We start from the raw sequence: 25,371 nt of genomic DNA on the forward strand, positions 1-25,371 counted from the left end.
CAGGCTCGCCCACCAAGGCGGCAGGCGATGCGCAAACGCAGATCAGTTCAGGTGTGGCGAGAAGGTGAAGGCAAACAGCACGCTGCGCCGGCGCTTGAGCACCGTGTCACTCGGCCACGCGCGGCGCAGGCCCTCAGGGGCTGGCTGACGAGTGCTGGGCAGGGACAGGAAACGGCGCATTGCTAGGGCTACTACGCAGAGGTGACAGGAAGAGGCGGCACTCTAGGCCACCGCAGGCAATACCGTCAATTGCCCGCAAGCCTTGCCGCAGCGAAGGGGCTGCAACGCAGCCCCCTTACCATCAGCGCTTGCCGGTGCTGGGCAACAGGATCGCCAGTACCCCGAACAGCGGCAGGAACGAGCACAGCCCGTACACATACTCGATACCGCGCAGGTCAGCCACATACCCCAGCAGCGCCGCCCCGATGCCGCCGAAGCCGAACATCAGGCCGAAGAAGATGCCGGCGATCATGCCCACACTGCCGGGTACCAGTTCCTGCGCATAGACCACGATGGCGGAGAATGCCGAGGCCAGGATAAAGCCAATCACCACACTCAGCACGGTGGTCCAGAACAGGTCGGCGTAAGGCAGCGCCAGGGTGAACGGCGCCACGCCCAGGATCGAGAACCAGATCACGGCCTTGCGCCCGATGCGGTCGCCAATAGGGCCGCCGAAGAACGTACCCGCCGCCACTGCGCCCAAGAACAGGAACAGGTGCAGTTGCGAGCTGGCCACCGAGACCCCGAACTTCTCGATCAGGTAGAAGGTGAAGTAGCTGGTGAAGCTGGCCATGTAGAAGTACTTGGAGAACACCAGCAGGCCAAGCACCACCAGCGCTGCAACCACCCGCCCGCGGGAAATGCCATGGGTGGCCTGCACCGCCTTGCGGGCCTTGGCCTGGTTGAGGTGCTCGGTGTACCAGCGGCGCAGCATCAGGGTGACGCCCAGGAAGAACAGCGCGGCGACGCCGAACCACGCCACGTGGGTCTGCCCGAAGGGTATGACAATCGCGGCAGCCAGCAGCGGGCCCAGGGCAGAGCCTGTGTTACCGCCCACCTGGAAGGTCGACTGGGCCAGGCCAAACCGTCCCCCGGACGCCAGGCGCGCAATGCGCGAGGTTTCCGGGTGGAAGGTGGAAGACCCGATGCCCACCAGAGCAGAGGCCAGCAGAATCATCGGGAAGCTGCCAACGAATGCCAGCATCACGATACCGATCAGCGTGCACACAGTGCCCATGGGCAGCAGGTTGGGGTTGGGTTTGCGGTCAGTGAAAAAGCCCACCCAGGGCTGCAGCAGGGACGCGGTGATCTGGAACGTGAGGGTAATCATGCCGATCTGGGCGAAGCTCAGGTTGTAATTGGCCTTGAGCATCGGGTAGATGGCCGGCAGCACCGACTGGATCAGGTCGTTGATCAGGTGCGCCAGGGCGCAGAAGCCGATGATGCGCATCACCAGCGGCGTGGCGTTGCTCGCCGGGGCTGGGGTGGACGCCGGGGTGGCGCTGGGGGTGGCCATGGCCTGGATCTCCGTCGGAATGCTGGGCTCCGATTATCGGGAAACAAATAGATACATAGCTATCTTTTTTTCCCCTCGTCGCCACGCACTTGTAAATGGTTCTCAATATAATTAGCATCTTTTGCCCTTGCCCCTGTCAACGTCGGGCGCCCGCGCCCCTCTCTTGAGCAGCCCTGTCCATGCGCCCGATGCCCGCCCAGCAGTTGCAGCCCGACCCACATGATGAAGCCATGCAATGGTTTGCACTGCTGCGCCAGCCTGGGTGCGATCAAACCCTTCAACACGCCTTCGCTGCATGGTGCCAGGTGCCACAAAACGCACAGGCGTATGCCGAGTTGCAGGCGGTGTTGCAACGCGTGCAACCCCCAGCAGCCCGCCCTCGCCCGCAGCTGGTGCAGGTGCGTCACGGGCATTTGGGCAAATGGCTGGCGCTGGTGTTTCTGCTGGGCCTGGCGATTGCTGCATGCCTGTACTGGCCGCTGTTACAGCGCCTTGGCAGCGAATTGCACACCGAAGCTGGCGAGCGCCGTAGCACACGCCTCGCCGATGGCACTGCCCTGCACCTGGACAGCGCCACAGCGATGAACGTGGACCTGCGCAGCCGCACCCGTCAATTGCAGTTGGTGCAGGGCCAGGTGTTGCTGGAGGTGATGCTGGACGGGCGGGCCATGCAGGTGGAGGTTGGCCAGGCACGTGTGGAAGTGCTCGGCACCCGCCTGCAACTCGCCCGCTTGGCCGGGCACGATGTGCTGACGGTGTTCAACGGCAAGGCCATGGTTACCCAAGGCGGTGATCAACGCCTGGTCGCGGCCGGTGAACGGGTGAGCTTCGATGACACCCACATCGGCCAGGTACAGAAAGCTGACCTGAAAACCGCCGACAGCTGGCGCAACGGCCATCTGGTCGCCAAAGACACACCACTGGACGAAGTGCTGGCGCGCCTCGCGGGTTACCAGGGCCGGCGCCTGTGGCTACTGGATGAGGAAGCGGCGCAACGGCGGGTGAGCGGCGATTTCAACCTTGATCGCCCGGCAGAAAGCCTGGCCCAAGTGGCGGGCCCGCAACACCTGACGCTTCAAGGGCTCCCTGGGTGGCTGATAGTGCGCTGAACCGGCACTGGCTGCTAAGTTTTTGAAAGCGTGCAAATTTTTTTTAAAAGGAGTGTTGACAGGGGGGGCGTTCAAGAGAATAATGCGCGCCATCGGCTACATAGCTCAGTTGGTTAGAGCATAGCATTCATAATGCTGGGGTCCGGGGTTCAAGTCCCTGTGTAGCCACCAAATCCTGCTTCGGCCTGTCAATGACAGTTTACGAAGCAACCTGAAAAGCCCGCCTTGTGCGGGCTTTCTTGTTTCTGCCGATATAGCGTAGATCCAGCCTTGTGCTTCAACCCGCCCAATCAGGCACAGCGGATCGCTCTTCAGTGGACCCAGTCCTCGTAAGACAGACCTGGCACTCGGCTGAACTCACGCACATTATTCGTGACCAGCACACAGCCTGAAGCAATCGCATGGCCGGCAATAGCAGTGTCGTTTTCACCAATCACCAGGCCGGCTTTGGTGAGTGCTTGCTTTGCCTGGACTGTTGCGTCTACAGCAGCCTGACCCCAGGGCAATACTTCATCCAACCGTTTCACGAACTCATCGACAAGGGTCTTGTGCTTGGGTGATGCCTTCTTGCCGATCTGCCCATAGCGCATCTCGGCATAGGTAATCGCAGAAATCACGATCCGGTTATTCCTCGCAACCTCTGCGGCCAATCGCTGCAGAACAGAATCCGGCCGCTCGCGCATGATGAATGAGCAAATGCAGGTATCCAGCATGTACGTGGTCACAGATTGAACCTGCCTTCATCGCTGATAACGCTTGGGCGCTCTTGCAGAAAGTCCGCGTCAGCCTTGGGTAGGTCCGCCAAGGAAAGCCAACTGGGGCGAACGGGGCGCAGGGTAATGGTGTCACCACTGCGCGTAATCTCCAGCTCACCAACACCGTCGTAAGCCATGTCAGTGGGTAGGCGAATGGCTTGGTTCTTACCATTTTTGAAAATTGAGACAGTTCGCATAGTGTTTGCTCCTACATATGCCTTGCCTATGCAAGCTATCAAATCCAACAAGCATATGCAAGACCTATGACTGATGACATGGTCCAGTTCATATCAAAGGGCTCACGCTTGAGGCAACGCTACCCCACTCACCGCGACAGCTACCCCCAAACCCATCAGCGCCACCCCGATCAACTGGTCAGCCATCCGTTGCCGCTCGATCATCGCCCTGCGCAGCACCGGGCTTGAGAAGAACACTGCCACCAGGCTGAACCACGCCCAATGCGCCACCGACATGAAGGCGCCGTAGGCGAAGTTCAGCCACAGTGGGCTGCCCGGTTGTACAACCTGGCTGAAGGCACTGATCACGAACAGCATGGTTTTGGGGTTGAGGCAGTTAGTGAGGAAACCTGTGCGCAGCGCCTGCAACAGGCTGCCGGCCGTGGCGGCAGGTTGGTCGAGGTTGATGCGTTGTATGTTGGTGAATGACCGGTAACCCAGGTAGATCAGGTAGCCGGCGCCCAGCGCCTTCATGATCAGAAACAGGGTGGGGCTTTGGCTGATGAGCACTGCGATACCGAAGACGGTATACAGCACGTGCACCTGCACCCCCAGCGCAATGCCCATTGCCGCCGCCAGCCCGGCCATCCGGCCCTGGGCATAGCTGCTGCGGGTGACCATGGCGAAATCAGCCCCGGGGCTGACGACGGCAAGCAGGGTGAACAGGGCGACGGCGAAGAGTTCGGTCATGGGAGCCCTCCAGATGAGTGACAAAAATGCACTGACGGCGCTATTTTCGGGGGCTCCGGGGCTGGGGAAAATCGATTTATAGTTGAGGTTATCTGCTAGTTTAAGTCACAGATTTCTTGTTTAAAGCACCAACGCCATGAACCTGCCTCCCCTCAACACCCTGCGCTATTTCGACATCGCGGCCCGCACGCAGAACTTCGTGCGCGCAGCCGAACAACTGCACGTTACCCACGGCGCCGTCAGCCGCCAGGTACGCCTGCTGGAGGAAAGCCTGGGCATAACGCTGTTCGAGCGCCGCAACCGGGCGATTTTCCTGACCCCGGCAGGCCGCGCCCTGCACGCCACTACCCGGGCGGTCTTCGAGCAGCTGGAAACCGCCGTGCAGCAGCTCACCCGCCACGACGATGTCACGTTGGTCGTGTCCTGCGAGCCGACTATCGCCATGCGCTGGCTGATCCCTCGGCTGCCCCGCCTGCACGCGGCCCATCCAGACTTGCAGCTGCAACTGGTGGCTGCTGGTGGGCCGCTGGACTTCGCACGAACCGGCGTCGACCTTGCGATCCGCCGCGACGACTTCCGCTGGCCCAGCCATCTGTACCAGCAAAAAATCTGCGATGAGTGGATCGGCCCGGTGTGCCGCCCTGGCGCGCCGTTTAAGCTGGAAGGCCAGCGCCTGCTGCACAGCGCCACACGCCCCGACGCCTGGGCTACCTGGCTGCACCTGAACGGCCAACCGCCCTGCCCCGGCGAACGCGGCGATTTCGAGCATTTCTACCTGTCGATTCAGGCAGCGGGTGCCGGGCTGGGCATGGCCATGGCCTCGGCATTGATGGTGCGTGACGAACTGGACAGCGGGCAGTTGCAGTCACCGTTTGGCTTTGTGCCGGACGGCTCTGCCTATTACCTGCTGAGCAACCACCGCCTCGATGACGGCGGTAAACGCCAGCGCTTCGCCCAATGGGTGACCGAGCAATGCCGGGGTTGCCTGGCTCACCTGGGCCTGGTGCAAAACGACGAACCCGCACTGCCGTCCCCACCCCAGGTGCGGTAGCCGGCTGTGTCCAGGTGAATGCGCCCGCTTGGGTAGCGGCCCAGGCCCATGTTCCACACCTGACCGTGCCGCTGCCAGAACTGGCACAGCGGGCCGGGGTTGGCCGCGGGCGGCAGCAGAATATCCACCGCAAAGGCCCGGGTGTGAGCACTGCCAGGAGCACCGCCGGCACAGCGGTTCAGGCCTGGGTCGCGATAGGCCGATACCACTTCGAAGGCCGGCAGGATGCCTTGACCATTCAGGGCCTTGAGCAGGGAGAGGGTTGAACGCACTGCAGGCCAGTTGCCTGGAGGGGGTACGGCAAAGGGCGCGGCGCGGCAGGGCTGCCAGTCGGAAGCAGAACGCAGCAACTGGTGAATGGGCACCACCCCATAAAGGCGGGCATCTACCAGCATTTCCCGAAACGGTCGCGTCGGGTGGTCGCCCGCCCACTGGGCGAACATCCACACATCCCGTGTATCAGCCTGGGCTGCACTCGCCGCCAGCAGGCCCACCATCAGCAACCGTATGTTCACTCCGCCCTCCCCTGCCTGCAACAGTGGCCGGCGCGGGCTCAGTCTTCGAGCAGCGTGCAGGCCATCACCAGGGCATCTTCACGACCGCCCGCCACTGGATAGTAGTCGCGCCGGCGGCCGATTTCGTTGAAACCGAAGCGCTCGTACAAGCGATAGGCCGGGTTGCTGGCGCGTACCTCCAGGAAACACTCCCGGCCGTTGAGCTGGTAGGCGCGGGCCATCAGGTGTTCAAGCAGCCGCAAGCCCAGGCCCCGGCCCTGGTTTTCCGGCTTGACGGTGATGTTGAGCAGGTGCGCTTCGTCGATGATCACGTTGATCACGCCATGACCTACCTGCTGCTGGCCGTCGAACATCAGCCACACTTCATACGATTTGAGCGCATCCAGAAAAATCCCCCGGGTCCAGGGGTGGCTGAATGCGGCGTATTCGATTTTCAGCACGGCATCCAGATCCGCCTCGGTCATGGGGCGGAAACTGATCGAGTCACTCATTCAACGTGCTTCCAGCGCGCCATCAGCTGGCGCATGGCTTTCCAGACGTCCGCCTTGCGCTGCGGCTCGTCCATCAACAGTTCAAGGCCCGGCAAGGCCCAGGCATCGCCCAGGCCGCCGAGCGGGAGGGTTTGGTAATACGCCTGCTCGTCGGCATTGGCGGCAAAACGCAGCGCGGGCAGCCCGACCAGCCACAGGCAGGTGCAGGGGGCGTCTTCCAGCCGCGCCTGGACGAAGCTCTGGACGAAATCCCGTGCGGCTTCGGGGCCCTGGTCCATGTTGCCGCGCACCAGCAGCGGCCAGCGTACTGGCTCGCCGATGATCTGCGGAGCATCGGGCAGGCCAGCTGCGCGCAGCATGTCCTTGAGCAGCAGGTAGGAGGGGTCGCGGCTCTGGAAAGGCTGCCCGGTAGCAAGCTCAACCAGCAGCAGGCAACTGCCGGCGCGCAGCAACTGCAGCGAGAAGCGCGGTGGCGGCACAGGGGCGGCGCGGGGCGCTGCGGGTTGCGCCTCGGGCTCGCTGGGCTTGGCGGCGGGCTTGCTGGTGCCCGGGCGCGGAACCTCTATTTTTGGCCGCTCGGCAACGCGGGCCTGGGCGATGACAGGTGCCTGCTCGCCAGGTTGGGCCGGCCTTGCGTCGAAGTTGGTGTCTTCGACCGGCATGACCGGCAGCAACAGTTCGGGCCGCGACGGCGCAGCGAACGGCAGTTCGGCGCGCGGCAACCAATGCACCACTTGCATGGCGGAAAGGTAGGCGCGACGACGGGGTTCGGTGAGCAAGGGCGGGTATCCGAGGGGTGAAGGCGGTTGCGCATTCTAACGTGTACGCCGTCGTTTTTGCAGCGCCCATCAGACCGCGCGCCGCCCGATCTGCCAGGCGCCACTAAAACCGAGACATACACACCCCATTACAGACCAAGGGGTAAAACCCCAGGCCCCGGATGCAGTACAATCGCCCCCTTTTTCTTGGCAACGAGCCCAAGCCAATGATCGAACCCAAGCGCGTCCTGCGCGCCCTAGCCGAACACTGGGCCTTGATCGAGCCGCTGTGCGAGCGCTTCGACCAGGGCACCCTGAGCCTGGTGGAGCTGCGCCACCACGTGGCCCGCCAGCAGGTCGAAAGCACCCCGCAGGACATCACCCAGCTGCTCGATGTGTGGATCCGCCTGGATATTCTGGTGCCGGTGGCCAAGAGCCCCAACCGCTTCGAGCTCAACGCCCAGATCCACGACTTCCTGGCTTACCTGCGCCGCGAGCACCGGCTGGGCCTGTGCCTGGAAATCGAAGCCTACCTGCGCCACCTGGAGCGCCTGGCCGGGCATATCCAGGATGCCTTCGACAACCGTGACAGCGACGACCTGGCGCGCCAGCTGCGCCTGCTCGACATGCGCGTGCGCGATGTGCTGAAGAAGCTCGACAATGACGAGCAGGCCCTGGTGGCCGTGGCCGAGCGGGCCAAAACCAGCAACCGCCAGATCCCCCTGCGTCAGCGCTACGCCGAAGTACTGGCTACCTGGGACGAATACGTCGAGCCCATGATCCAGCTGGTGAACGCCGACGGCGCCTTCGAGCAGGGCGTGCGCAAGGTAGAAACCGTGCTGCTGAAGCTGCTGGGCGAACAGGCGCGCCTGGGGCACCTGGTTGACGACGACATGCTGCTGCGCACCCACGCGCGCATCCTGGAAATGCAAACCAGCGCCCAGCTCACCCTGCGCCACGCCCGCGAGCTGCTGCTGCCGCTGCGTGAAGAGGCGCGCCGGCACAACGCCGTGACCCGGGGCGCGGCACTGGCACTCTCGGTGATCCGCCGCAAGGGCCTGGACGCCCTGCCGCAGGCTGCCATGCCACTGTTCACCCGGCCGCAGAGCACCTTCCTGGGCAGTGCCAACCAGGTGGAGGCCTATGTGTATGCCCTGGCCCGCTTCGAGCCCAAACCGGCGCGTTTCCCCAAGGCCCACAAGCCTTCCTCCGGCGCCCTGCCCCGTGCACCGCGTACGGTCAAGGAAATGACCGATCGCTGCGAACAGGCGCTACCACTGCCCGACCTGATGGTGTGGCTGCTGGAGCAGGAGCCCGAGGGCGCAACCGACGAGCTGCTGTACTGGTTCTCGCGCCTCTCGCGGGAAAAGCGCTTCAGGCGCCAACGCCTGGACCGCCGTGACTACACCACCCAGGAACACCGGGTCAGCCTGCGCTCGTTCGCCCTGACCTCCAGCCGCGAAGACGCCACCACAGCGCTTACCGACACCAACGCGAGCCCAGCCCATGCATCTTGATCTTTCCGAACTGTCCCAGCTCGCGCCGATCTTCCGCGAGCTGTTCAAAGGTTTTCACGTCAGCCGCCGCGACCCCGAGCTGTACGCCCAATTGTCGAACTTCCAGGACCAGTACCGCACCCTGTTCAAGGCCCTGGGCTTCGAGCTGGTGTGCGATACCCGCGGCTTCTACTACTTCGTGCCGGACATGGCCGCGGCGCAGGTGAACAAGACTGCCCAGCGCCTGTCGCTGTTCACCTTCATCCTGGTCGAGCACCTGGCCGACCAAGGCCGCGACCCGATGGCCGTGCTGGACGGCGGCAGCCTAGGCCGTGACGAACTGCCCTCGCTGCTGGACAAGTACCGCGACCTGTTTCTGCAGGCCGAAGTACAGACGGTGGACGAGCTGGAGGAGAAGATCCTGCGGCGCATGACCCAGCTCGGCTTTGCCCACGAAGAAGGCGGCATCTACCGCTTTCTGCCACCCATGCACCGTTTTCTCGATGTGTGCCTGGCCGTGCAGCAGGACCGTGACCTGGCAGCCACCCTGCACAGCGACCTGCCCCTGCCCACCCCGACCCTGGTCGAGGAAGAAAGCCCCGAAGCACTCAACCGCACCGACGACCCGCTGGACCTCAGCCCCTTCGAGGGCGAAGAGAGCGAGGAGCAGGCCTTGGCGCGGGCCATTCGCGAAGAGCAACAGGAGATTGACGCATGAGCCAGGAACGCTACGGTATCCGCCGCTTCGCACTGCTCAACACGGCGGGCTACAGCCTCGGCCTGTTCCCGCTGGAACACCCGCTGTCGGTGTATGGCGCCAACAACCTGGGCAAGTCGGCGTCGATCAACGCCCTGCAGTTCCCCATTCTGGCGCGCATGTCGGACATGAGCTTCGGCAAGTACAGCCTTGAGCAGTCGCGCCGCTTCTACTTCGCCAGCGACACCTCGTACATTCTTTGCGAGCTGAGCCTGCCCCACGGCACCCACGTGATCGGCGTGGTCGGCCGTGGCCCGGGCGGCGGCTTCGGTCACCAGTTCTTCGCCTACAAAGGCGAGCTGGACCTGGCCTACTACCAGAAGAACGACACCTGCCTGCGCCAGAAAGAGCTGTTCACCAACCTTGAACGCTTGGGCATCAAGGCCTACGAGGTGAAGCCCGACGAGCTGCGCCGGCTGCTGGTCGGCGGCCACACCTCGATACCGCTGGACCTCACCCTGATCCCGCTGCGCTCCACCAGCGAGCAGAGCCTGAAAACGTTCCGCGCCCTGTTCATCAACCTGCTGCACATGCGCGAGATTACCGCCGCCAAGCTCAAGCAGCTGTTCCTGGATGCCTTCGAACACAGCCTGCGCTCCGGCAGCGTTGACTACATTGCCGCGTGCGAGGAAGCCTTCCGCGACGTGCGCCGCATGGAGCAGGACTACAACGCCCTGGTCGCTGCCGGCCCCCTGGTGGAAGCCCTGGCCGGTGGCGTGGCCCAGCGCGACATCCTGCGCGGCAAGCTGCACCGCATTTCGCCGGTGCTCGACACCCTGCTGGGCACCTGGCAGGAATACGCCATGGCGCGCAAGGAAGAGCTGGTCATCCAGGCCGAGCACTACCGCGGCGAGCAGGACCGCCTGCAGAACGACCAGCGCGGCGGCACCCAGGAGCTGATGCGCCTGGAGCGGGAAATCACCGGCATCCAGCGCTGGCTGGGTGAGCTGTCGGTGCTGCGCCACCGCTTTGCCCTGGTCGACGACGTCAAGGTGCTGGAACAGCAACTGCTGGCGGCCAAGGACGCCCACGACGAGCTGGCCGGAGCCCTGGCCCAGTCTCGCCAGTTCAGTGCCGAAGACCTGGACGAGCGCGTACGCGACCTGGAAAAACGCCTGAAACAAGTCAGGCAACAGCTGGACCACGCCGACAACAACAGCTATGCCCGCCTGCGCGAAGAGTTTTCGCAGCAGGACGTCGACCGCCTGATGCGCCTGTTCAACGGCGCCCTGTTCAGCCTGCCGCTGGGCGAGCGCGGCATCGAGCTGGACGACAGCGACCTGTGGGTCAAATCGCTGGAAGCGGTACTCGACGGTTTCAAGGGCGAGCGCTTCGAGGCCCCGGGCCTTTCCATCGACCTCACCCACATCGACCCGCCTGCGCTTCAGGCGTTGGCCGACCGCGCTGCATTGCGCGACCAGAAAGAGCGCCTGGACAAGGAGCTGCGGCAGCTGAAAACCCAGCAGGCCGTCAGCGCCGACCGCTCCGCCTCCAAGGCGCAGACAGAAGCCCTGTACCAGCAGGTGCTCGACGCCCAGAAGGCGCTGGAAGACTTCCGCCGCAGCCAGACCCTGGCCGCCGAGGAACCCGAGAAGCTGGAGCAGCTGTCGCAACTGGAGGCCGCCCAGGATGAGCTCAAGCGCTCCAGCGACGCCTTCACCGAGCGCGTCCAGCAGCTGTCGGCCAAGCTGCAGCTGGTCGGCCGCCAGATCGGCGACCTGGAGTCCCAGCAACGCACGCTCGACGACGCCCTGCGCCGCCGCCAGCTGCTGCCTGCCGACCTGCCCTACGGCACGCCGTTCATGGAAGCCGTCGATGACTCGATGGACAACCTGCTGCCGCTGCTCAACGACTACCAGGACAGCTGGCAGGCTTTACAGCGTGTGGACAACCAGATCGAGGCGCTGTACGCCCAGGTACGCCTGAAGGGCGTGGCCAAGTTCGACAGCGAGGACGACATGGAGCGCCGCCTGCAACTGCTGGTGAACGCCTATGCCCACCGCACCGACGAGGCGCTGACCCTGGCCAAGGCTCGCCGCGCAGCGGTTACCGATATCGCCCGCACCTTGCGCAACATCCGCAGCGACTACGACAGCCTGGAACACCAGCTGGCCTTGTTCAACCGCGAGATCAACCGGCGCCAGGTGTCCAACCTGGAAAGCTTCCGGGTGGTGCTGGCGCCCAACAAGGAGGCCCTCAAGCACATCGACCAGATCATCCACAGCGCCGGCCAGTACGAAGAAGGCGAGACCCTCTCGGTGTTCGACCTGACGCAAAGCGCCGAGCAGGACAACAAGAACGAAGAGGCCAAGGAATACCTGGCGCGGCTGGTGGCGGCCAACCACAACCAACTGGGGCTCAAGGACCTGTTCGAACTGGCGTTCGAGATCACCAAGGTCAATGGCCAGCCGGTGATCCACGCTGACATCGACGGCGCGGCGTCCAACGGCACCACCATGACCATCAAGGCGCTGACCAACATGTACCTGTTGCTGCACCTGATGGACCGCGACCTGGCCGGCCGCATTCGTCTGCCGTACTACCTGGACGAAGCTGCCGACATCGATGAACGCAACCAGGCAGCCTTGCTGGAAACCAGCCTGCAACTGGGCTTCGTGCCGATTCTGGCGAGCGTGAAACCGCAGGTGTCGGCACGGGTGGCGATTGACCTGGAAGGGGGCAGCGGCCCCAATGGCATCTACATCGACGAGGCGGACTGGAAGTACATCAGCCGGCTGGACGAGGTGAAGGCGGTTGTGCGCGAGGGGCAGGCCGAAGAGTTGGCCTGACGGTACACCTTGGGGGGTTGGGTTACCTGCGAATAATGCACTGCTGCAATTATTCGCGGGTGAACCCGCTCCCACAAGGATCGCGCCAGCATTCAGATTTTTGGCACACAGTTGCTTCTACGCTATCGCGCTGGGCGATGATTTAACCAGCAAACCCCACTCCCTGTGGGAGCGGGTTCACCCGCGAAGCAGGCAGCGCGGTGTATGGCACCGGCTTCGCCGGTGTTCGCGGCTGAAGCCGTTCCCACACGGTGGATTGCGCCAGCATTCAGATTTTGTGGAATACAGTTGTTCCCACAGGATTGATGTTGTAGCAGCAGGGTTAGTGCTGCTACAGGGTTACTGCTGTGCCCAAGGCAGAATCGGGATCGCGGTCACGGCGTTTTGCGGGCTGCCTTCCACAATGCGGTCGCTGTATACCAGGTACACCAGCGTGTTGCGCTTCTTGTCCAGGAAGCGCACCACCTGCATGGTCTTGAACACCAGCGAGGTGCGCTCCTTGAACACCACGTCGCCATCCTTCAGGTCGCCCTTGAAGCTGATCGGCCCAACCTGACGGCAGGCAATCGACGCTTCCGCACGGTCCTCGGCCAACCCCAGCCCACCTTTCACCCCGCCGGTCTTGGCTCGAGACAGGTAGCAGGTCACGCCCTCGACCTTGGGGTCGTCAAACGCTTCGACCACAATGCGGTCGTTCGGCCCCAGGAACTTGAAGACAGTGGATACCTGGCCGATTTCCTCGGCGCCGGCCAGCATGGGCAGCGCCAGCGCCGCCACGGCAAAAATCTTTTTCAGCATAGTCATACCAGTACCAGATTGTCGCGATGCACCAGCTCAGGCTCGGCGCTGTAACCCAGTATCGTCTCGATGGCATCGGACGGCTGGCCAATAATTTTCTGCGCTTCCAGGGCACTGTAGTTGGCCAGGCCGCGTGCGACCTCCAGGCCATCGGGGCCCACGCACACCACCATTTCGCCGCGGCGGAAGCTGCCCTGCACGGTCTTGACGCCTACCGGCAGCAGGCTCTTGTTGGCCTGGCGCAGGGCCTGCACGGCACCGGCATCCAGCACCAGGGTGCCACGGGTTTGCAAATGCCCCGCCAGCCACTGCTTGCGGGCGGCCAGCATGCCACGCTCGGGCGACAACAGTGTACCCAGCTGCTCGCCGGACTTGAGGCGGTCGAGCACACGCTCGATGCGCCCACCGATGATGATGGTATGGGCCCCGGAACGCGCCGCCAGGCGCGCTGCGCGCAGCTTGGTCTGCATGCCGCCACGGCCTAGGGCACCGCCGGTTCCACCCGCCACCGCATCCAGCGCCGGGTCATCGGCGCGGGCTTCGCTGATCAGCTGGGCATTTGGGTTGTTGCGCGGGTCGGCGTCGAACATGCCGTCACGGTCGGTAAGGATCACCAGCAGGTCAGCCTCTACCAGGTTGGCCACCAGCGCCGCCAAGGTATCGTTGTCGCCAAAGCGGATTTCGTCGGTGACGACGGTGTCGTTCTCGTTGATCACCGGCACCACGCCCAGCTCAACCAGGGTGCGCAGGGTGCTGCGGGCGTTCAGGTAACGCTTGCGGTCGGACAGGTCGTCATGGGTCAGCAGGATCTGTGCGGTGTGCTTGCCATGCTCGCCGAAGCTGGACTCCCAGGCCTGCACCAAGCGCATCTGGCCAATGGAAGCGGCGGCCTGCAGTTCGTTCATCGCACTCGGTCGCGACGTCCAGCCCAGCTGGCTCATGCCAGCCGCCACGGCCCCGGAAGAGACCAGTACCAGCTCAACCCCTGCCTCGCGCAGCGCGACCATCTGCTCGACCCACACGGCCATGGCACCGCGGTCGAGGCCTTTGCCATCGGCGGTCAGCAGCGCACTGCCAATCTTCACGACCCAGCGCCTGGCGCCCGTCACCTTGCTTCGCATCTTCTTCCAACCTATGTCGAATCTGTAGATACCGTGGATACAAAAACGCCGCTCCAGAGAGCGGCGTTTAGTGTACTGCAACCGGTCAGTCGCGCACGTAAATGATTTCCGGGCCGTCTTCGTCGTCCTCGAAATCATCGTCCCAGCCGTCGTCGTCGCCGATGTCGTGCACGCTCTTCACGCCAGTGCGGCGCAAGGTGCGGGCATCGTCCAGGGCCTGCAACTGGGCACGGGCTTCGTCTTCGATGCGCTGGTCGAGGTCGGCCAGTTCTTCGGCGTAAGCCGGGTCGTTGGCCAGGCGGTCGGCGCGGTCTTCGAGGTAGCGCATCAGGTCGTGGCTGAGCTTGTCGGTGCCTTGCTTGGAGATGGCCGAGATCACGTAGACCGGGCCTTCCCACTGCAGGCGGTCGATCACTTCCTGCACACGTTCGTCGCGCTCGTCGTCCATGACCATGTCCGACTTGTTCAGCACCAGCCAACGCTCACGTTCGGCCAGCGACGGGCTGAAGCGGGTCAACTCGTTGACGATGACTTCTGCGGCATCGGCCGGGCTGCTTTCGTCCAGCGGCGCGATGTCGACCAGGTGCAGCAGCACACGGGTGCGCGCCAGGTGCTTGAGGAAGCGAATACCCAGGCCAGCCCCCTCGGAAGCGCCTTCGATCAGGCCGGGGATGTCGGCGATGACGAAGCTCTTCCAGCGGTCGACACTGACCACACCCAGGTTTGGCACCAGGGTGGTGAACGGGTAGTCGGCCACTTTCGGCTTGGCGGCCGATACCGAGCGGATGAAGGTGCTCTTGCCAGCGTTGGGCAAGCCCAGCAGGCCGACGTCGGCGAGCACTTTCATTTCCATCTTCAGGTCGCGCTGGTCGCCCGGCTTGCCTGGGGTGGTCTGGCGCGGCGCACGGTTGGTGCTGGACTTGAAGCGGGTGTTGCCCAGGCCGTGCCAGCCGCCCTGGGCGACCATCAGTTTCTGGCCTGGGGTAACCAGGTCACCAATCACCTCCTGGGTGGAAGCGTCGATCACGGTGGTGCCCACCGGCACGCGCAGGAACAGGTCTTCACCCTTCTTGCCGGTGCAATCGGTGCTGCCGCCATTGGAGCCGCGCTGGGCTTCGTGGTGACGGGTGTAGCGATAGTCGACCAGGGTGTTGAGGTTTTCGTCGGCAACCATGTACACCGAGCCGCCGTCACCGCCGTCACCACCGTTGGGGCCACCGTTCTCGATGAATTTTTCGCGACGGAAGCTCATGCAACCGTTGCCGCCGTCGCCGGCCTTGACCCGAATGGATACTTCGTCAACAAACTTCATTAAAACCGCCTCTCGTCGCTAGACGAGTTGAATGACTCAAAAACATGAGGCTCTTGCAAAAATGAGCGCGGCGGCCCCGTACGACCGTAGAAACCAACGCCGGCAACCCAGACAAACAGCTTTGCAAGAGGCTCACCACAAACGAAAAAGCCCCGTCGCATGACGGGGCTTCTGGAGCGACGTCGCGATTAAGCGGCGACGATGCTCACGTAACGGCGCATGAACTCGCCTTTCTTCTCGAACTTGATCACGCCTTCGATCTTGGCGAACAAGGTGTGGTCCTTGCCCATGCCAACGCCGTAGCCAGCGTGGAATTCGGTGCCGCGCTGACGGACGATGATGTTGCCGGGCTTGATAACCTGGCCGCCATACATCTTCACGCCAAGGCGTTTCGATTCTGAGTCGCGACCGTTACGAGTACTACCACCAGCCTTCTTGTGAGCCATGGTTCAATTCTCCAAATAAATTCAGGGGATCTAGGGGATTAAGCCTGGATGCCGGTGATTTTGATCTCGGTGAACCACTGGCGGTGGCCCATACGCTTCATGTGGTGCTTACGACGACGGAACTTGATGATGCGAACCTTGTCGTGGCGGCCTTGCGAAACGACTTCGGCCACTACTTTAGCGCCAGCAACAACTGGAGCACCGATGGTGACTTCTTCACCGTTGGCGACCAGCAGGACGCGATCGAAGGTCACGGATTCGCCAGTGGCGACTTCCAGTTTTTCGATCTTGAGGAATTCACCTTCAGCGACTTTGTACTGCTTGCCGCCGGTAACGATTACTGCGTAAGACATGGTATTTCTCCGATAATCCTGCTCACCCAGCGCTTTATATGATGAGTATTGGCTGGCATGGCTGCACAGGGCTGGAACGGCCCGGCGCAATTGCGTAAGGCAGGTGCTGCCCAGGAAGTTAGGGTGCGCGATTGTACGCAACCCGGGTTTTGCTTGCAAGTACCGCCCCCGGCCGACTGGCACCGTGCCTTGACACACCGGGACCCGCAACCTAGCATGCCGCGCAACCTCACTGGAGCAGCCGATGCAACCCCAAACCTTCTACCGTGCGGTGGCTGACGATTTCAGCGCCGTCGACGAGATCATCAAGAAGCAGCTGACCTCGCGCGTGCCGTTGGTATCGAAGATCGGCGACTATATCACGTCCGCCGGTGGCAAGCGTCTGCGCCCGCTGCTGGTGCTGCTGTGTGGCAAGGCCCTTGGGCACCGGGGCGACGACCTGCGCCTGCTGGCCGCCACCATCGAATTCCTGCACACCGCCACCCTGCTGCACGACGATGTGGTCGACATGTCCGGCATGCGCCGCGGTCGCTCCACGGCCAATGCACTGTGGGGTAACGCCCCCAGCGTGCTGGTAGGCGACTTCCTTTATTCCCGCTCGTTCGAAATGATGGTCGAGCTGAACGCCATGCCGGTGATGCAGATCCTGTCCAAGGCCACCCGCGTGATCGCCGAAGGCGAAGTGCTGCAGCTGTCGCGGGTGCGCGATGCCAGCACCACCGAGGACGTCTACATGGACGTCATCCGTGGCAAGACCGCCATGCTGTTCGAAGCGTCCACCCACAGCGCCGCCGCGCTGGCCCAGGCCACCGACGCCCAGCGCGAGGCGCTGCGCACCTTCGGTGACCACCTGGGCGTGGCCTTCCAGCTGGTGGACGACCTGCTCGACTACGAAGGCGATGCAGAGGCCCTGGGCAAGAACGTGGGCGACGACCTGGCCGAAGGCAAGCCGACCCTGCCGCTGATCTACACCATGCGCGAAGGCACCGCCGAGCAGGCTGCGCTGGTGCGCAAGGCTATCCAGAAAGGCGGCCTGGAAGACCTCGAGCAGATCCGCGCAGCGGTGGAGGCATCCGGCGCCCTCAAATACACCGCTGAAATGGCGCGCAGCTACGTGAAACGCGCCATCGAATGCCTCGAAGTACTGCCGGCCAGCGAGTACCGGGACGCACTGGTGGAGCTGAGCGAGTTCGCGGTGGCGCGCACTCACTGACAGGCCGCAGCGCCTCTATTGCGGGCAACCCCGCTCCTGCATCGGTGCTGTTGTGGGAGTAGGCTTGCCCACGCCTGCATTTGTCCGGACAAAATCACTTCTGCAGCAATACCTTCTACAATGTGGGTTTTTAAACACCCGCCTGTTAGAGGAACCGAAGTGAGTACTTTGCCACCCTGCCCGAAATGCAACTCCGAATACACCTACGAGGATGGCACTCAGCTGATCTGCCCAGAGTGCGCCCACGAGTGGTCGACCAGCGGCGACGCCGAGGCGGCCAGCGACGAGGTGGTGAAAAAGGATTCGGTGGGCAACATCCTGCAGGATGGTGATACCGTCACCGTCATCAAAGACCTCAAGGTCAAGGGTTCCTCCCTGGTGGTCAAGGTCGGCACCAAGGTCAAGAACATTCGCCTGTGCGACGGCGACCATGATATCGACTGCAAGATCGACGGCATCGGCGCCATGAAGCTGAAGTCCGAGTTCGTGCGCAAGGTCTGATTTCACAAGAATCCGCCAATTGGTTCTTGCTATTTTGATAATAAGAATTATTCTCATTGGAAAGCTATCCAAGGAGAATGGTCATGACTTATCTGATAGACGCCTGGCTGGACCGCCCTCACCCCTACCTGCGCATCCTTCATCGGGAAACCGGTGAGGTGTGCGCGGTGCTCGAGGAAGAAGCACTGGACGAATTGCGTGACCAGGGCGACCTGGACATGAATGGCCTGAACTCGAGCGAGCCCGGGGTATTGAAGGAGCTGGTGCGCAACCTGTTTCTGTTCTGTTATGCACGGGCCTTGCGCCCAGGCGGAACAGACTGGAATTGACCTCTGTGGAGCCACTGTCGCCCACACAATCTGAGCGTTGGCGCAACCGCTGTGGGAGCGGGTTTACCCGCGAATACCGGCGAAGCCGGTGCCATGCACCGCGCTGCCTGCTTCGCGGGTGAACCCGCTCCCACAAATGCGGCCCTCAGGGCATTACAGAACGTCCAGCAGCTCGACGTCGAACACCAGTACGCTGTGCGGCGGGATGCTGCCCACACCTTGCGCGCCGTAGGCCAGCTCGCTCGGTACATACAGGCGCCATTTGCTGCCGGCATTCATCAGTTGCAAGGCTTCGGTCCAGCCAGCAATCACACCACCCACCGGGAACTCAGCCGGCTGGCCACGATCGTACGAGCTATCGAACACGGTGCCGTCGATCAGGGTGCCATGGTAGTGGGTGCGCACGCTGTCTTCGCGGGACGGCTTGGCGCCTTCACCTGCGGTGAGCACTTCGAACTGCAGGCCAGAGGCCAGGGTGGTGATGCCATCACGTTTGGCATTGTCGGCCAGGAACTGCTTGCCAGCGCCAGCAGCGGCTTCAGCCTTGGCAGCCGCTTCGGCCTGCATCACTTCGCGGATAACCTTGAAGCTGGCCGACAGATCGGCTTCGCTAACGCGGCTGTCTGCACCGTTGAACGCGTCGGTCAGGCCGGCCAGGATGGCTTCCAGGCTGACGCCCGGTGGCGGGTTGTCACGCAGCTGGCCACCCAGCTGACGGCCGATGCCGTAGCTGACGCGGGTTTCGTCGGTAGACAGGTTGAGGTCGGACATTGTCATGCTCCGCAGCAGGGCGCAGCGAAGCCGCGCCCTTGGTGAAAAGGGCCAGCAGCCTAGCACACTGCTGGCTGCCAGCGGCAAGCGGCTCAGTGCTTGGTGAGCTTGTCCAGGTAACCCATGCAGAACGCCGACAGCACGAAGGTCATGTGAATGATCACATACCACATCAGGTATTCGGTGGAGATGTTCTGGGCGTCCATGAACACTCGCAGCAGGTGGATGGACGAGATGGCCACGATCGAGGCGGCGACCTTCATCTTCAGCGACGAGGAGTCCATCTTGCCCAGCCAGTTGAGCTTTTCCTTGCTCTCATCGATGTCCAGCTGCGAGACGAAGTTCTCGTAGCCGGAAATCATCACCATCACCAGCAGGCCGCCTACCAGCGACATGTCGATCAGCGACAGAATCACCAGGATCAGGTCGGCTTCGCTAAGGGCGAAGACATTGGGCAGGACGTGAACCACTTCCTGGAAAAACTTCAGCGCCAGCGCCAGCAGGCCCAGGGACAGGCCGAAGTAAATGGGAGCGAGCAGCCAGCGAGAGGCATACATCGCATTTTCAAGAATACGTTCCATGGAGGGTTGGGGCTCGTAGGTGACTGGAAAAACGACGGCGAGTATAGCCAGCCACCTGTTCCAGCAAAAGCCCAGGCCCTTGCCTCAACTCTCAGGATGAAACTGGTAATCACCCAGGTTCCTGCACCGTTCGCCATTGATCCGCCGCAACTGCGCCTGAAGATGCAGGCACCAGATCTGCGGGTCTTCGCTCAACTGGTAACCGTGCAAGGTCAGGCTGTCGACAATGGCGTTCAACACCGATTCTGCCACCACAGGCCCGTGAAACGGCCCCTGGGCCTTGATGGCCGACGGTTGCTCGCCGGCCATGCCGGCAGCGAACAGCAACGTCCACATACCAGTATCGCCGGCCAGCGGGCGAATGCTGCATTCAATTCGGGTCACCAGGCCCAGGCACTGGCGAGTGAGGCTGAGGTTGCGCATGGCCGCGTCCCCCTAGAGCCGAGATCGGCCTGAACACCAGGCCGTTTCCATCCTGAACCTTGATGCTGTCCCTAAGTTCCAGCATAGAGGAACAGCGAGAAAAGATGGAAAACCGGCGCCGAACGGTAGCACATGGCCGCCAGCGCCGGTTTATTGACTCAAGCCGACTTGGCTTGGGCGATCACCTCTTCGAGGCGTTCTTTTTCTGCCTTCTCGATGTCTTCCTCGCTGATCATCTCGGCGATCTCCCGCAGCCGTTCGACCACGCGCGCATTGACACTGCCTTCGGTGAACTGGCCTTTTTCGTCGGGCGCCCCGGCCTCCTCGCCCACCAGCAGGCTAAGAGCCTCGTCTGCCTGGCTGACCGCATACACGTGGAACACGCCGTTCTCCACTGCCTGCAGCACGCGTTCGTCGAGCATCAGCGTGGCAACGTTGGCGCGCGGGATGATCACACCCTGCTCGCCCGTCAGGCCACGTGCCTCGCACAGGCGGAAGAACCCTTCGATCTTCTCGTTCACCCCACCCACTGCCTGCACCTCACCAAACTGGTTGATGGAACCGGTGATGGCAAAGCATTGCTTGAGCGGCGTGCGCGATAGGGCGGAAATCAGCGTGCAAGCCTCGCCCAGCGAGGCGCTGTCGCCGTCCACGTAACCGTAAGACTGTTCCAGGGCAATACTGGCAGAGATGGCCAGTGGGAACTCCTGGGCATAACGGCTACCCAGGTACCCGGTGAGAATCATCACCCCCTTGGAGTGGATCGGCTGGCCCAGGTTGACCTCACGCTCGATGTCGACGATACCGCTGCCGCCCGGGTACACGGTGGCGGAGATACGCGCCGGCATGCCGAAGGCCGAGTCGCCCACTTCCAGCACGGTCAGCCCGTTGCACTTGCCGATGGCTGCGCCCTGTGTGTCGATCAGGATGATGCCGGCCAGCATGTCATCCAGCACCCGCTGTGAAACACGCCCGGTACGCGTGGCCTTGGCCTTGAGCGCACGCTCGATGTGGCCGGCATCGGTCATCTCGTCACTGGCCAGCTGGCGGATGAAATCCGCTTCGCTCACCAGCTGGAACAGGTCGCCGATACGGGCAGAAAGGCGCGACTGGTTTTCCGCCAGCCGGGCGCTGTAGGTAGCCAGCCGCGCCACGGCGTCACTGGTCAGCGGGGCCATGCCCTCCTCGTTGGTGCGGGTGCGCAACAGCTGGGCGAACTGCTCCAGGTTTTCGTCGACCATGGGCATGTCTTCGTCGAAGTCCACCAGCACCCGGAACATCTCCTGGAAGTCCGGGTCGTGGTCTTGCAGCGCGTAATACAACTGGCGCGAGCCGATGATGATCAGCTTCACGTTCAGCGGGATCATCTGCGGGGTCAGGCTGACGGTGGCGACACGGCCCAGCTCGCCCAACGGCGATTCCATCTTGAGTTTGCGCGACTGCAAGGCACGCTTGAGGGCATCCCATACAAACGGCTCGCCGAACATCTTCTCGGCTTCAAGAATCAGGAAGCCGCCATTGGCACGGTGCAACGCGCCGGGGCGCAGTTGGCGGTAGGAGGTGTACAGCGCGCCCTGGTCGGTGCTGTATTCGATACGGCCGAACAGGTTGTCGTAGGTGGGGTGCGGTTCGAACACCACCGGCGCACCGCCATCGACATGATGGCCAACCATCAGGCTCGGCGCGTATTGCTCCTCGAGGAGCTTGCGCGCCACGGCGTCGGTCTTGCTGTCATCGACCAGTTGCTCGACCACAGTGCGCAGCAGGTTCAGCTGCACCGACTGCAAGTAAGCGCACACGGCCGCATTTTCGGCGTATTTTTCCGACAATGGCGCCAGCAGCGGCTGCAGCGCCAGGGTGATGGTTTCTTCGTTGAGCTGGCGCAGCTGGTTGTTGGACTCGCGCTTCCACTGCGGCAAGCTGGCGAGCTCCTCGTTCAGCTGCTCCTCGAGCAGGGCGATGTCTTCGTGGAACTGCTCGCGCACCTCTTCTGGCAACTGGGCGAATTCAGCTTCGTCCAGGGCCTTGCCGTCGGCCATCGGGGTGAAGGCGACGTTGCTGGCGTCGCGGTACAGGGCCACGTCCTTTTCCAGCGATGCACGCTCGATCACATCCAGGGCGCGGTCATAGCGCTGGTTGAAGGCGCGGTCGATGGCGCCTTTTTTCTGCTGGTAGGAGGGGTGTTCGAACACTGCCGGGAAGGTTGCCAGCAGGTTGTCGATCAACCCGCCCATGTCGGCGATGAATTCACCGGCCGTGCCCGAGGGCAGCTCGAGGGCGCGGGGCTCACGGTTATCGTCGAAGTGGTTGACGTACACCCAGTCGGCCGGCGTCTGCTGACGCTTGCCCTCGGCCTTGAGGTAGCGTTTGACGAACGAGAAACGCCCGGTACCGGGCTCGCCCATGACGTACACGTTGTAACCAGGGCGCGGCATGGCCACGCCGAACTGCAGGGCCTCGACAGCACGTTCCTGGCCCAGGACTCCGCGAAACGGCTCCAGATCGTCGGTATTGGCAAAGGCAAACTGCTCGGGGGAGAAACGCCGGGTCAGGGCTTCAGGCGCAAGACGCAGGCGCGCAGCGACAGGATCGGGCATTGGGTTTCCTTACTTCGGCGGGGCAGATGGCAGCATTCTGGCGCCGCCTGCGCGAGGGTTGCAAGGCTATAAAAACTTTATGTCGCAGGTGCGACGGTGTCTTGTGCAGGCAAATTTTTCGCAATCAGTGACGCAACCTTTAGATCGCGCCTAAACTCCAAGCTGCGCGGGTGGGTGAAATGCTTTCCCGACCTGGCAATCGAGTTGCCAGAAACCTGACCCTTGGTTTAAGTCAAATAGAGAATAAAGCTATGAAACGGATTCTTCTGGGTACTCTGTTCACCGTGGCCTCGCTCAACGCAATGGCCGATGCGCCAGGCGGCCCGAACTGCGGCTGGGGCAACATGCTGTTCGAAGGCCAGCGTGGCACCCCTGCGCACTTCCTGGCTTCCACCACCAACGGCACTTCCGGTAACGCCACCTTCGGCATGACCTCCGGCACCAACGGCTGCTCCACAAAGGCTTCGCTGACCTACGGCGGCAAGTCCTGGTTCGCCATGAACGGCATGATGAACGAGCTTTCCGAAGACATGGCCATGGGCCAGGGTGAAGCTCTGACCACCTACGCCGTGGTACTGGGCGTGGCACCGGAAGACCGCGGCTACTTCGCATCGGTCACCCACGACCACTTCAACCAGATCTTCAGCAGCGCCGACGTCAATGCTGAAACCGTACACAGCAACACCCTGGCCGTTCTGAAGAACGACCCACGCCTGGCCAAGTACGCTACCGAGGCGTAATTGCCGCTTTTCCCGCCCCGGCCCCGGGGCGGGTTTCGCCTTCTCTTCGGCATCGTCTGGAAGTAGCTGCCCCCTATGTTCAAACGCCTCGCTTCCCTGGCGCTGTTAGCCTGCGCCCCTGTTCATGCCGCCCCGCACATCGACCAAGCTCGCCTTCAGCAACTGGCAAACACCCCCTACTGGATAGCCCTTGGTCATTATGAAACGGGCAAGCTGGGTGGCTGGCGCAGCTATGTGGACGACGATGCGTTTTTCCTGGCGCAGGACGGCGCGCACCACCCGGACCGCGAACTCAAGGCCACCGTAGAGGCCCTGTACGCACCGGCAAGCCTTGGCGACAAGCATGCTCAATGCGTGTTCCCGGCCCGCACCCGCTGGCTGCGTGAGCAGCTCGGCCTGCAAGGCCTGCCAGAGCCGGACTGCCAGGAATTCAAGACCTGGTACCAGTCGATCGACCCACACAGCGCGGCGCTGATCTTCCCGGCCGCTTACCTGAACAGCCCCTCGTCCATGTTCGGCCATACCCTGCTGCGCATCGACCAGTCCACCACCCGCAGCGACGACACCACGCTGCTCAGTTACGCGATCAACTTCGGTGCGTACATCGAAGGCAGCGACAACAGCATCCTGTATGCCTGGAAAGGCCTGGCGGGCGGCTACCCTGGCCTGTTCGCGCTGATGCCCTACCAGGAAAAGCTCTCCGAATACCGCAGCCTGGAAAACCGCGACCTGTGGGAGTACCAGCTGGACCTGACCCCGGAAGAGACCGGGCGCATGGTGGAACATGTGTGGGAACTGAAGCAGATTCAGTTCGACTATTTCTTCTTCGACGAGAACTGCTCCTACCGCCTGCTGGAATTGCTGCAGGTGGCGCGCCCAGGCCTGGACCTGACCTCGCAGTTCCCGCTTACGGCCATCCCTACCGACACGGTCAAGGCGGTAAAGCAGTCCGGCCTGGTGGCCAGCGAAATCTACCGCCCCTCGCGCGAACGTGAACTGTTGGCGCGGGCAGCACCGCTGGATCATGACGAAAAACGCCAGGTGCTGGCCGTGAGTGCCGACACCGCGCAACTGCAAAGCCCCGAGTTCAAGGCACTGCCCCGGGAGCGTCAGGCACTGGTGCAGGACGCCGCCTATCGCCTGGAGCGTTACCGGGCCAATGGCCAGGAGCGCGACCCCGGCCAGGCCAAGCGCAGCTTCGAGCTGCTGCGCGCGATCAATACCAACCCGCCGCCACCCTTGCAGATTGAACGCCCGGGGCTCCCCGAAGACGGCCACGATTCGCGTACCTGGCAGCTTGGCGTAGGTACCCGGGAAGACCGCGCCTTCGCCGAGTACGGCCTGCGCATGGCCTACCACGACCTCAACGACAACGCCTATGGCTTCCCGCTCGGCGCCCAGATCGAGATCCTGCAGTTGAAGGTGCGCCAGTACGAAGGCAATGACTGGCAGGTGCAACGCCTGGACCTCGCCACCATCCGCTCGCTGACACCGCGCAACGAGCTGCTCAAACCCTGGTCATGGCAGGTGGCCGGCGGCCTGGAGCGGGTACCGGGCAAGCATGACGACGAGGTGCTGGTCAGCCACGTGAACGGCGGCGCCGGCGGCACCTGGCAACTGGCCGACGGTTTGCTGGGCTTTGCCCTGGGCACAGTGCGGGTGGAGCACCACAACGATTTTGCCCAGTTCATTGCACCGGCGGCGGGGTTCAACGGCGGGCTGTTGTGGCGCAACGGGCTGGGCAACATGACGCTCGAAGCCAAGGGGGACTACTTCACCAACGGCGAAGTACGCCGCAGCCTGAGCCTGAACCAGCAGTGGGAGATCAGCCAGAACCTGGGGCTGCGTCTAAGTGCCTCACGCGGGTTCAGCCACCTGGCCACGGCACAGAACGAGGTGATGCTCGAAGTGAAGTGGTACCACTACTAGCTCTCGCTGTAGAACCCGCGACTCTTTGACACTGTTTTGACAGCACCGCGACAAATCGCCCTCTAGACTGGTTATCAACAGCTGGAGGGTGGGT

The 25,371-nt window shown here is 62.8% G+C and carries 27 protein-coding genes and 1 tRNA gene; 11 read left to right on the forward strand and 17 right to left on the reverse strand.

Annotated elements, in window-relative coordinates; genetic code table 11:
• Positions 1-42 precede the first annotated feature (42 nt).
• Both IAE38_RS10570 and IAE38_RS10575 read right to left on the reverse strand, forming a co-directional pair.
• The gene (locus IAE38_RS10570) at positions 43-180 is read right to left on the reverse strand and encodes a hypothetical protein (RefSeq protein WP_201163586.1); all 138 of its coding nucleotides are present in this window, start codon (positions 178-180) and stop codon (positions 43-45) included.
• Between the two features lie 121 nt (positions 181-301).
• Entirely contained in the window at positions 302-1,516 is a 1,215-nt protein-coding gene (locus IAE38_RS10575) for an MFS transporter (RefSeq protein ID WP_028631707.1), read from the reverse strand.
• A gap of 188 nt (positions 1,517-1,704) precedes the next feature.
• Between IAE38_RS10575 and IAE38_RS10580 the strand changes: the two genes are divergently transcribed.
• Positions 1,705-2,625: a FecR family protein gene (locus tag IAE38_RS10580; RefSeq protein WP_201163599.1), complete on the forward strand. Its 921-nt coding sequence runs from the start codon at positions 1,705-1,707 to the stop codon at positions 2,623-2,625.
• A gap of 94 nt (positions 2,626-2,719) precedes the next feature.
• Positions 2,720-2,796: transfer RNA gene (locus IAE38_RS10585), tRNA-Met, on the forward strand.
• A 140-nt stretch (positions 2,797-2,936) separates the two neighbouring features.
• Here IAE38_RS10585 and IAE38_RS10590 read toward each other — a convergent pair.
• The 3 genes from IAE38_RS10590 to IAE38_RS10600 all read right to left on the reverse strand — a co-directional run bounded on the left by IAE38_RS10590 (position 2,937) and on the right by IAE38_RS10600 (position 4,306).
• Positions 2,937-3,350, reverse strand: coding sequence for a type II toxin-antitoxin system VapC family toxin (locus IAE38_RS10590; protein WP_201217516.1), 414 nt, complete (start codon positions 3,348-3,350; stop codon positions 2,937-2,939).
• Positions 3,347-3,577 (reverse strand): type II toxin-antitoxin system VapB family antitoxin, encoded by a 231-nt coding sequence (gene vapB / locus IAE38_RS10595; RefSeq protein WP_201163583.1) that lies wholly within the window; start codon positions 3,575-3,577, stop codon positions 3,347-3,349. Before vapB ends, IAE38_RS10590 begins: the two co-directional genes overlap by 4 nt.
• 102 nt (positions 3,578-3,679) lie before the next feature.
• Positions 3,680-4,306 (reverse strand): LysE family translocator, encoded by a 627-nt coding sequence (locus IAE38_RS10600; protein WP_201163582.1) that lies wholly within the window; start codon positions 4,304-4,306, stop codon positions 3,680-3,682.
• Positions 4,307-4,442: 136 nt separating this feature from the next.
• On the opposite strand from IAE38_RS10600, the gene IAE38_RS10605 reads away from it, so the two are divergent.
• Entirely contained in the window at positions 4,443-5,357 is a 915-nt protein-coding gene (locus IAE38_RS10605) for a LysR substrate-binding domain-containing protein (protein WP_201163581.1), read from the forward strand.
• Here the strand turns inward: IAE38_RS10605 and IAE38_RS10610 are convergent.
• Genes IAE38_RS10610 through IAE38_RS10620 form a run of 3 tightly spaced genes read right to left on the reverse strand, consistent with a single transcriptional unit; the run spans position 5,297 to position 7,142 of the window.
• A complete protein-coding gene (locus tag IAE38_RS10610) occupies positions 5,297-5,854 on the reverse strand; it encodes a D-Ala-D-Ala carboxypeptidase family metallohydrolase (RefSeq protein WP_201163598.1) in 558 nt (185 codons plus the stop codon). The two genes, IAE38_RS10605 and IAE38_RS10610, sit on opposite strands and share 61 nt — an antisense overlap.
• A gap of 56 nt (positions 5,855-5,910) precedes the next feature.
• Positions 5,911-6,363: a ribosomal protein S18-alanine N-acetyltransferase gene (rimI, locus tag IAE38_RS10615; protein ID WP_028631714.1), complete on the reverse strand. Its 453-nt coding sequence runs from the start codon at positions 6,361-6,363 to the stop codon at positions 5,911-5,913.
• Entirely contained in the window at positions 6,360-7,142 is a 783-nt protein-coding gene (locus IAE38_RS10620) for an energy transducer TonB (protein ID WP_201217519.1), read from the reverse strand. The genes rimI and IAE38_RS10620 overlap by 4 nt, the downstream gene beginning before the upstream one ends.
• A 206-nt stretch (positions 7,143-7,348) precedes the next feature.
• On the opposite strand from IAE38_RS10620, the gene mksB reads away from it, so the two are divergent.
• Genes mksB through mksF form a run of 3 tightly spaced genes read left to right on the forward strand, consistent with a single transcriptional unit; the run spans position 7,349 to position 12,163 of the window.
• Positions 7,349-8,638 carry an Mks condensin complex protein MksB gene (gene mksB / locus IAE38_RS10625; protein WP_201217521.1) on the forward strand — a complete coding sequence of 430 codons (1,290 nt, stop codon included), beginning with the start codon at positions 7,349-7,351 and terminating at the stop codon, positions 8,636-8,638.
• Entirely contained in the window at positions 8,628-9,335 is a 708-nt protein-coding gene (gene mksE / locus IAE38_RS10630) for an Mks condensin complex protein MksE (protein ID WP_028631717.1), read from the forward strand. Before mksB ends, mksE begins: the two co-directional genes overlap by 11 nt.
• A complete protein-coding gene (gene mksF, locus IAE38_RS10635) occupies positions 9,332-12,163 on the forward strand; it encodes an Mks condensin complex protein MksF (protein WP_201217523.1) in 2,832 nt (943 codons plus the stop codon). The genes mksE and mksF overlap by 4 nt, the downstream gene beginning before the upstream one ends.
• 339 nt (positions 12,164-12,502) lie before the next feature.
• Here mksF and IAE38_RS10640 read toward each other — a convergent pair whose 3' ends face one another.
• The 5 genes from IAE38_RS10640 to rplU all read right to left on the reverse strand — a co-directional run bounded on the left by IAE38_RS10640 (position 12,503) and on the right by rplU (position 16,193).
• A complete protein-coding gene (locus tag IAE38_RS10640) occupies positions 12,503-12,961 on the reverse strand; it encodes a CreA family protein (RefSeq protein WP_442967367.1) in 459 nt (152 codons plus the stop codon).
• A 2-nt stretch (positions 12,962-12,963) separates the two neighbouring features.
• Complete coding sequence (gene proB / locus IAE38_RS10645; protein WP_201163576.1) at positions 12,964-14,082, reverse strand: glutamate 5-kinase; 1,119 nt, start codon at positions 14,080-14,082, stop codon at positions 12,964-12,966.
• An 85-nt stretch (positions 14,083-14,167) separates the two neighbouring features.
• On the reverse strand, positions 14,168-15,394 hold the full coding sequence (gene cgtA / locus IAE38_RS10650; protein ID WP_028631721.1) for an Obg family GTPase CgtA: 1,227 nt from the start codon (positions 15,392-15,394) through the stop codon (positions 14,168-14,170).
• A gap of 188 nt (positions 15,395-15,582) precedes the next feature.
• On the reverse strand, positions 15,583-15,840 hold the full coding sequence (gene rpmA, locus IAE38_RS10655) for a 50S ribosomal protein L27 (RefSeq protein ID WP_003247464.1): 258 nt from the start codon (positions 15,838-15,840) through the stop codon (positions 15,583-15,585).
• A 38-nt stretch (positions 15,841-15,878) separates the two neighbouring features.
• Positions 15,879-16,193 carry a 50S ribosomal protein L21 gene (rplU, locus tag IAE38_RS10660; protein ID WP_003247466.1) on the reverse strand — a complete coding sequence of 105 codons (315 nt, stop codon included), beginning with the start codon at positions 16,191-16,193 and terminating at the stop codon, positions 15,879-15,881.
• 244 nt (positions 16,194-16,437) lie between these two features.
• On the opposite strand from rplU, the gene IAE38_RS10665 reads away from it, so the two are divergent.
• The 3 genes from IAE38_RS10665 (at position 16,438) to IAE38_RS10675 (ending at position 18,236) form a co-directional block, all read left to right on the forward strand.
• Complete coding sequence (locus tag IAE38_RS10665; RefSeq protein WP_201217524.1) at positions 16,438-17,406, forward strand: polyprenyl synthetase family protein; 969 nt, start codon at positions 16,438-16,440, stop codon at positions 17,404-17,406.
• Between the two features lie 159 nt (positions 17,407-17,565).
• Positions 17,566-17,907 (forward strand): zinc ribbon domain-containing protein YjdM, encoded by a 342-nt coding sequence (locus tag IAE38_RS10670; RefSeq protein ID WP_201217526.1) that lies wholly within the window; start codon positions 17,566-17,568, stop codon positions 17,905-17,907.
• Between the two features lie 83 nt (positions 17,908-17,990).
• Positions 17,991-18,236 (forward strand): PA4570 family protein, encoded by a 246-nt coding sequence (locus IAE38_RS10675; RefSeq protein ID WP_028631724.1) that lies wholly within the window; start codon positions 17,991-17,993, stop codon positions 18,234-18,236.
• Between the two features lie 153 nt (positions 18,237-18,389).
• Here IAE38_RS10675 and IAE38_RS10680 read toward each other — a convergent pair whose 3' ends face one another.
• The 4 genes from IAE38_RS10680 to IAE38_RS10695 all read right to left on the reverse strand — a co-directional run bounded on the left by IAE38_RS10680 (position 18,390) and on the right by IAE38_RS10695 (position 22,608).
• On the reverse strand, positions 18,390-19,007 hold the full coding sequence (locus IAE38_RS10680; RefSeq protein WP_201217528.1) for an FKBP-type peptidyl-prolyl cis-trans isomerase: 618 nt from the start codon (positions 19,005-19,007) through the stop codon (positions 18,390-18,392).
• 92 nt (positions 19,008-19,099) lie between these two features.
• Positions 19,100-19,588 (reverse strand): TIGR00645 family protein, encoded by a 489-nt coding sequence (locus IAE38_RS10685; protein ID WP_028631726.1) that lies wholly within the window; start codon positions 19,586-19,588, stop codon positions 19,100-19,102.
• An 84-nt stretch (positions 19,589-19,672) separates the two neighbouring features.
• Positions 19,673-20,011, reverse strand: coding sequence for a PA4575 family protein (locus IAE38_RS10690; protein ID WP_201163573.1), 339 nt, complete (start codon positions 20,009-20,011; stop codon positions 19,673-19,675).
• A 158-nt stretch (positions 20,012-20,169) separates the two neighbouring features.
• A complete protein-coding gene (locus tag IAE38_RS10695; RefSeq protein WP_201217530.1) occupies positions 20,170-22,608 on the reverse strand; it encodes a Lon protease family protein in 2,439 nt (812 codons plus the stop codon).
• Positions 22,609-22,859: 251 nt separating this feature from the next.
• On the opposite strand from IAE38_RS10695, the gene IAE38_RS10700 reads away from it, so the two are divergent.
• On the forward strand, positions 22,860-23,348 hold the full coding sequence (locus IAE38_RS10700) for a DUF3015 domain-containing protein (RefSeq protein WP_028631729.1): 489 nt from the start codon (positions 22,860-22,862) through the stop codon (positions 23,346-23,348).
• 75 nt (positions 23,349-23,423) lie between these two features.
• Positions 23,424-25,277 (forward strand): Lnb N-terminal periplasmic domain-containing protein, encoded by a 1,854-nt coding sequence (locus IAE38_RS10705; RefSeq protein WP_201163571.1) that lies wholly within the window; start codon positions 23,424-23,426, stop codon positions 25,275-25,277.
• Positions 25,278-25,371 lie beyond the last annotated feature (94 nt).

This window comes from Pseudomonas sp. S32, from assembly GCF_016648095.1.
GTDB lineage: Bacteria > Pseudomonadota > Gammaproteobacteria > Pseudomonadales > Pseudomonadaceae > Aquipseudomonas > Aquipseudomonas parafulva.

Bases quoted from the DNA above. Each gene is read 5' to 3' on its own strand.
- mksF (WP_201217523.1), top strand. From the start codon at position 9,332: ATGAGCCAGGAACGCTACGGTATCCGCCGCTTCGCACTGCTCAACACG.
- rimI (WP_028631714.1), bottom strand. From the start codon at position 6,363: ATGAGTGACTCGATCAGTTTCCGCCCCATGACCGAGGCGGATCTGGAT.
- mksE (WP_028631717.1), top strand. From the start codon at position 8,628: ATGCATCTTGATCTTTCCGAACTGTCCCAGCTCGCGCCGATCTTCCGC.
- IAE38_RS10690 (WP_201163573.1), bottom strand. From the start codon at position 20,011: ATGCGCAACCTCAGCCTCACTCGCCAGTGCCTGGGCCTGGTGACCCGA.
- IAE38_RS10695 (WP_201217530.1), bottom strand. From the start codon at position 22,608: ATGCCCGATCCTGTCGCTGCGCGCCTGCGTCTTGCGCCTGAAGCCCTG.
- IAE38_RS10700 (WP_028631729.1), top strand. From the start codon at position 22,860: ATGAAACGGATTCTTCTGGGTACTCTGTTCACCGTGGCCTCGCTCAAC.
- IAE38_RS10580 (WP_201163599.1), top strand. From the start codon at position 1,705: ATGCCCGCCCAGCAGTTGCAGCCCGACCCACATGATGAAGCCATGCAA.
- IAE38_RS10705 (WP_201163571.1), top strand. From the start codon at position 23,424: ATGTTCAAACGCCTCGCTTCCCTGGCGCTGTTAGCCTGCGCCCCTGTT.
- cgtA (WP_028631721.1), bottom strand. From the start codon at position 15,394: ATGAAGTTTGTTGACGAAGTATCCATTCGGGTCAAGGCCGGCGACGGC.
- IAE38_RS10605 (WP_201163581.1), top strand. From the start codon at position 4,443: ATGAACCTGCCTCCCCTCAACACCCTGCGCTATTTCGACATCGCGGCC.
- IAE38_RS10640 (WP_442967367.1), bottom strand. From the start codon at position 12,961: ATGCTGAAAAAGATTTTTGCCGTGGCGGCGCTGGCGCTGCCCATGCTG.
- IAE38_RS10680 (WP_201217528.1), bottom strand. From the start codon at position 19,007: ATGTCCGACCTCAACCTGTCTACCGACGAAACCCGCGTCAGCTACGGC.
- rplU (WP_003247466.1), bottom strand. From the start codon at position 16,193: ATGTCTTACGCAGTAATCGTTACCGGCGGCAAGCAGTACAAAGTCGCT.
- IAE38_RS10600 (WP_201163582.1), bottom strand. From the start codon at position 4,306: ATGACCGAACTCTTCGCCGTCGCCCTGTTCACCCTGCTTGCCGTCGTC.
- IAE38_RS10570 (WP_201163586.1), bottom strand. From the start codon at position 180: ATGCGCCGTTTCCTGTCCCTGCCCAGCACTCGTCAGCCAGCCCCTGAG.
- proB (WP_201163576.1), bottom strand. From the start codon at position 14,082: ATGCGAAGCAAGGTGACGGGCGCCAGGCGCTGGGTCGTGAAGATTGGC.
- IAE38_RS10610 (WP_201163598.1), bottom strand. From the start codon at position 5,854: ATGGTGGGCCTGCTGGCGGCGAGTGCAGCCCAGGCTGATACACGGGAT.
- mksB (WP_201217521.1), top strand. From the start codon at position 7,349: ATGATCGAACCCAAGCGCGTCCTGCGCGCCCTAGCCGAACACTGGGCC.
- IAE38_RS10665 (WP_201217524.1), top strand. From the start codon at position 16,438: ATGCAACCCCAAACCTTCTACCGTGCGGTGGCTGACGATTTCAGCGCC.
- IAE38_RS10675 (WP_028631724.1), top strand. From the start codon at position 17,991: ATGACTTATCTGATAGACGCCTGGCTGGACCGCCCTCACCCCTACCTG.
- IAE38_RS10685 (WP_028631726.1), bottom strand. From the start codon at position 19,588: ATGGAACGTATTCTTGAAAATGCGATGTATGCCTCTCGCTGGCTGCTC.
- rpmA (WP_003247464.1), bottom strand. From the start codon at position 15,840: ATGGCTCACAAGAAGGCTGGTGGTAGTACTCGTAACGGTCGCGACTCA.
- vapB (WP_201163583.1), bottom strand. From the start codon at position 3,577: ATGCGAACTGTCTCAATTTTCAAAAATGGTAAGAACCAAGCCATTCGC.
- IAE38_RS10575 (WP_028631707.1), bottom strand. From the start codon at position 1,516: ATGGCCACCCCCAGCGCCACCCCGGCGTCCACCCCAGCCCCGGCGAGC.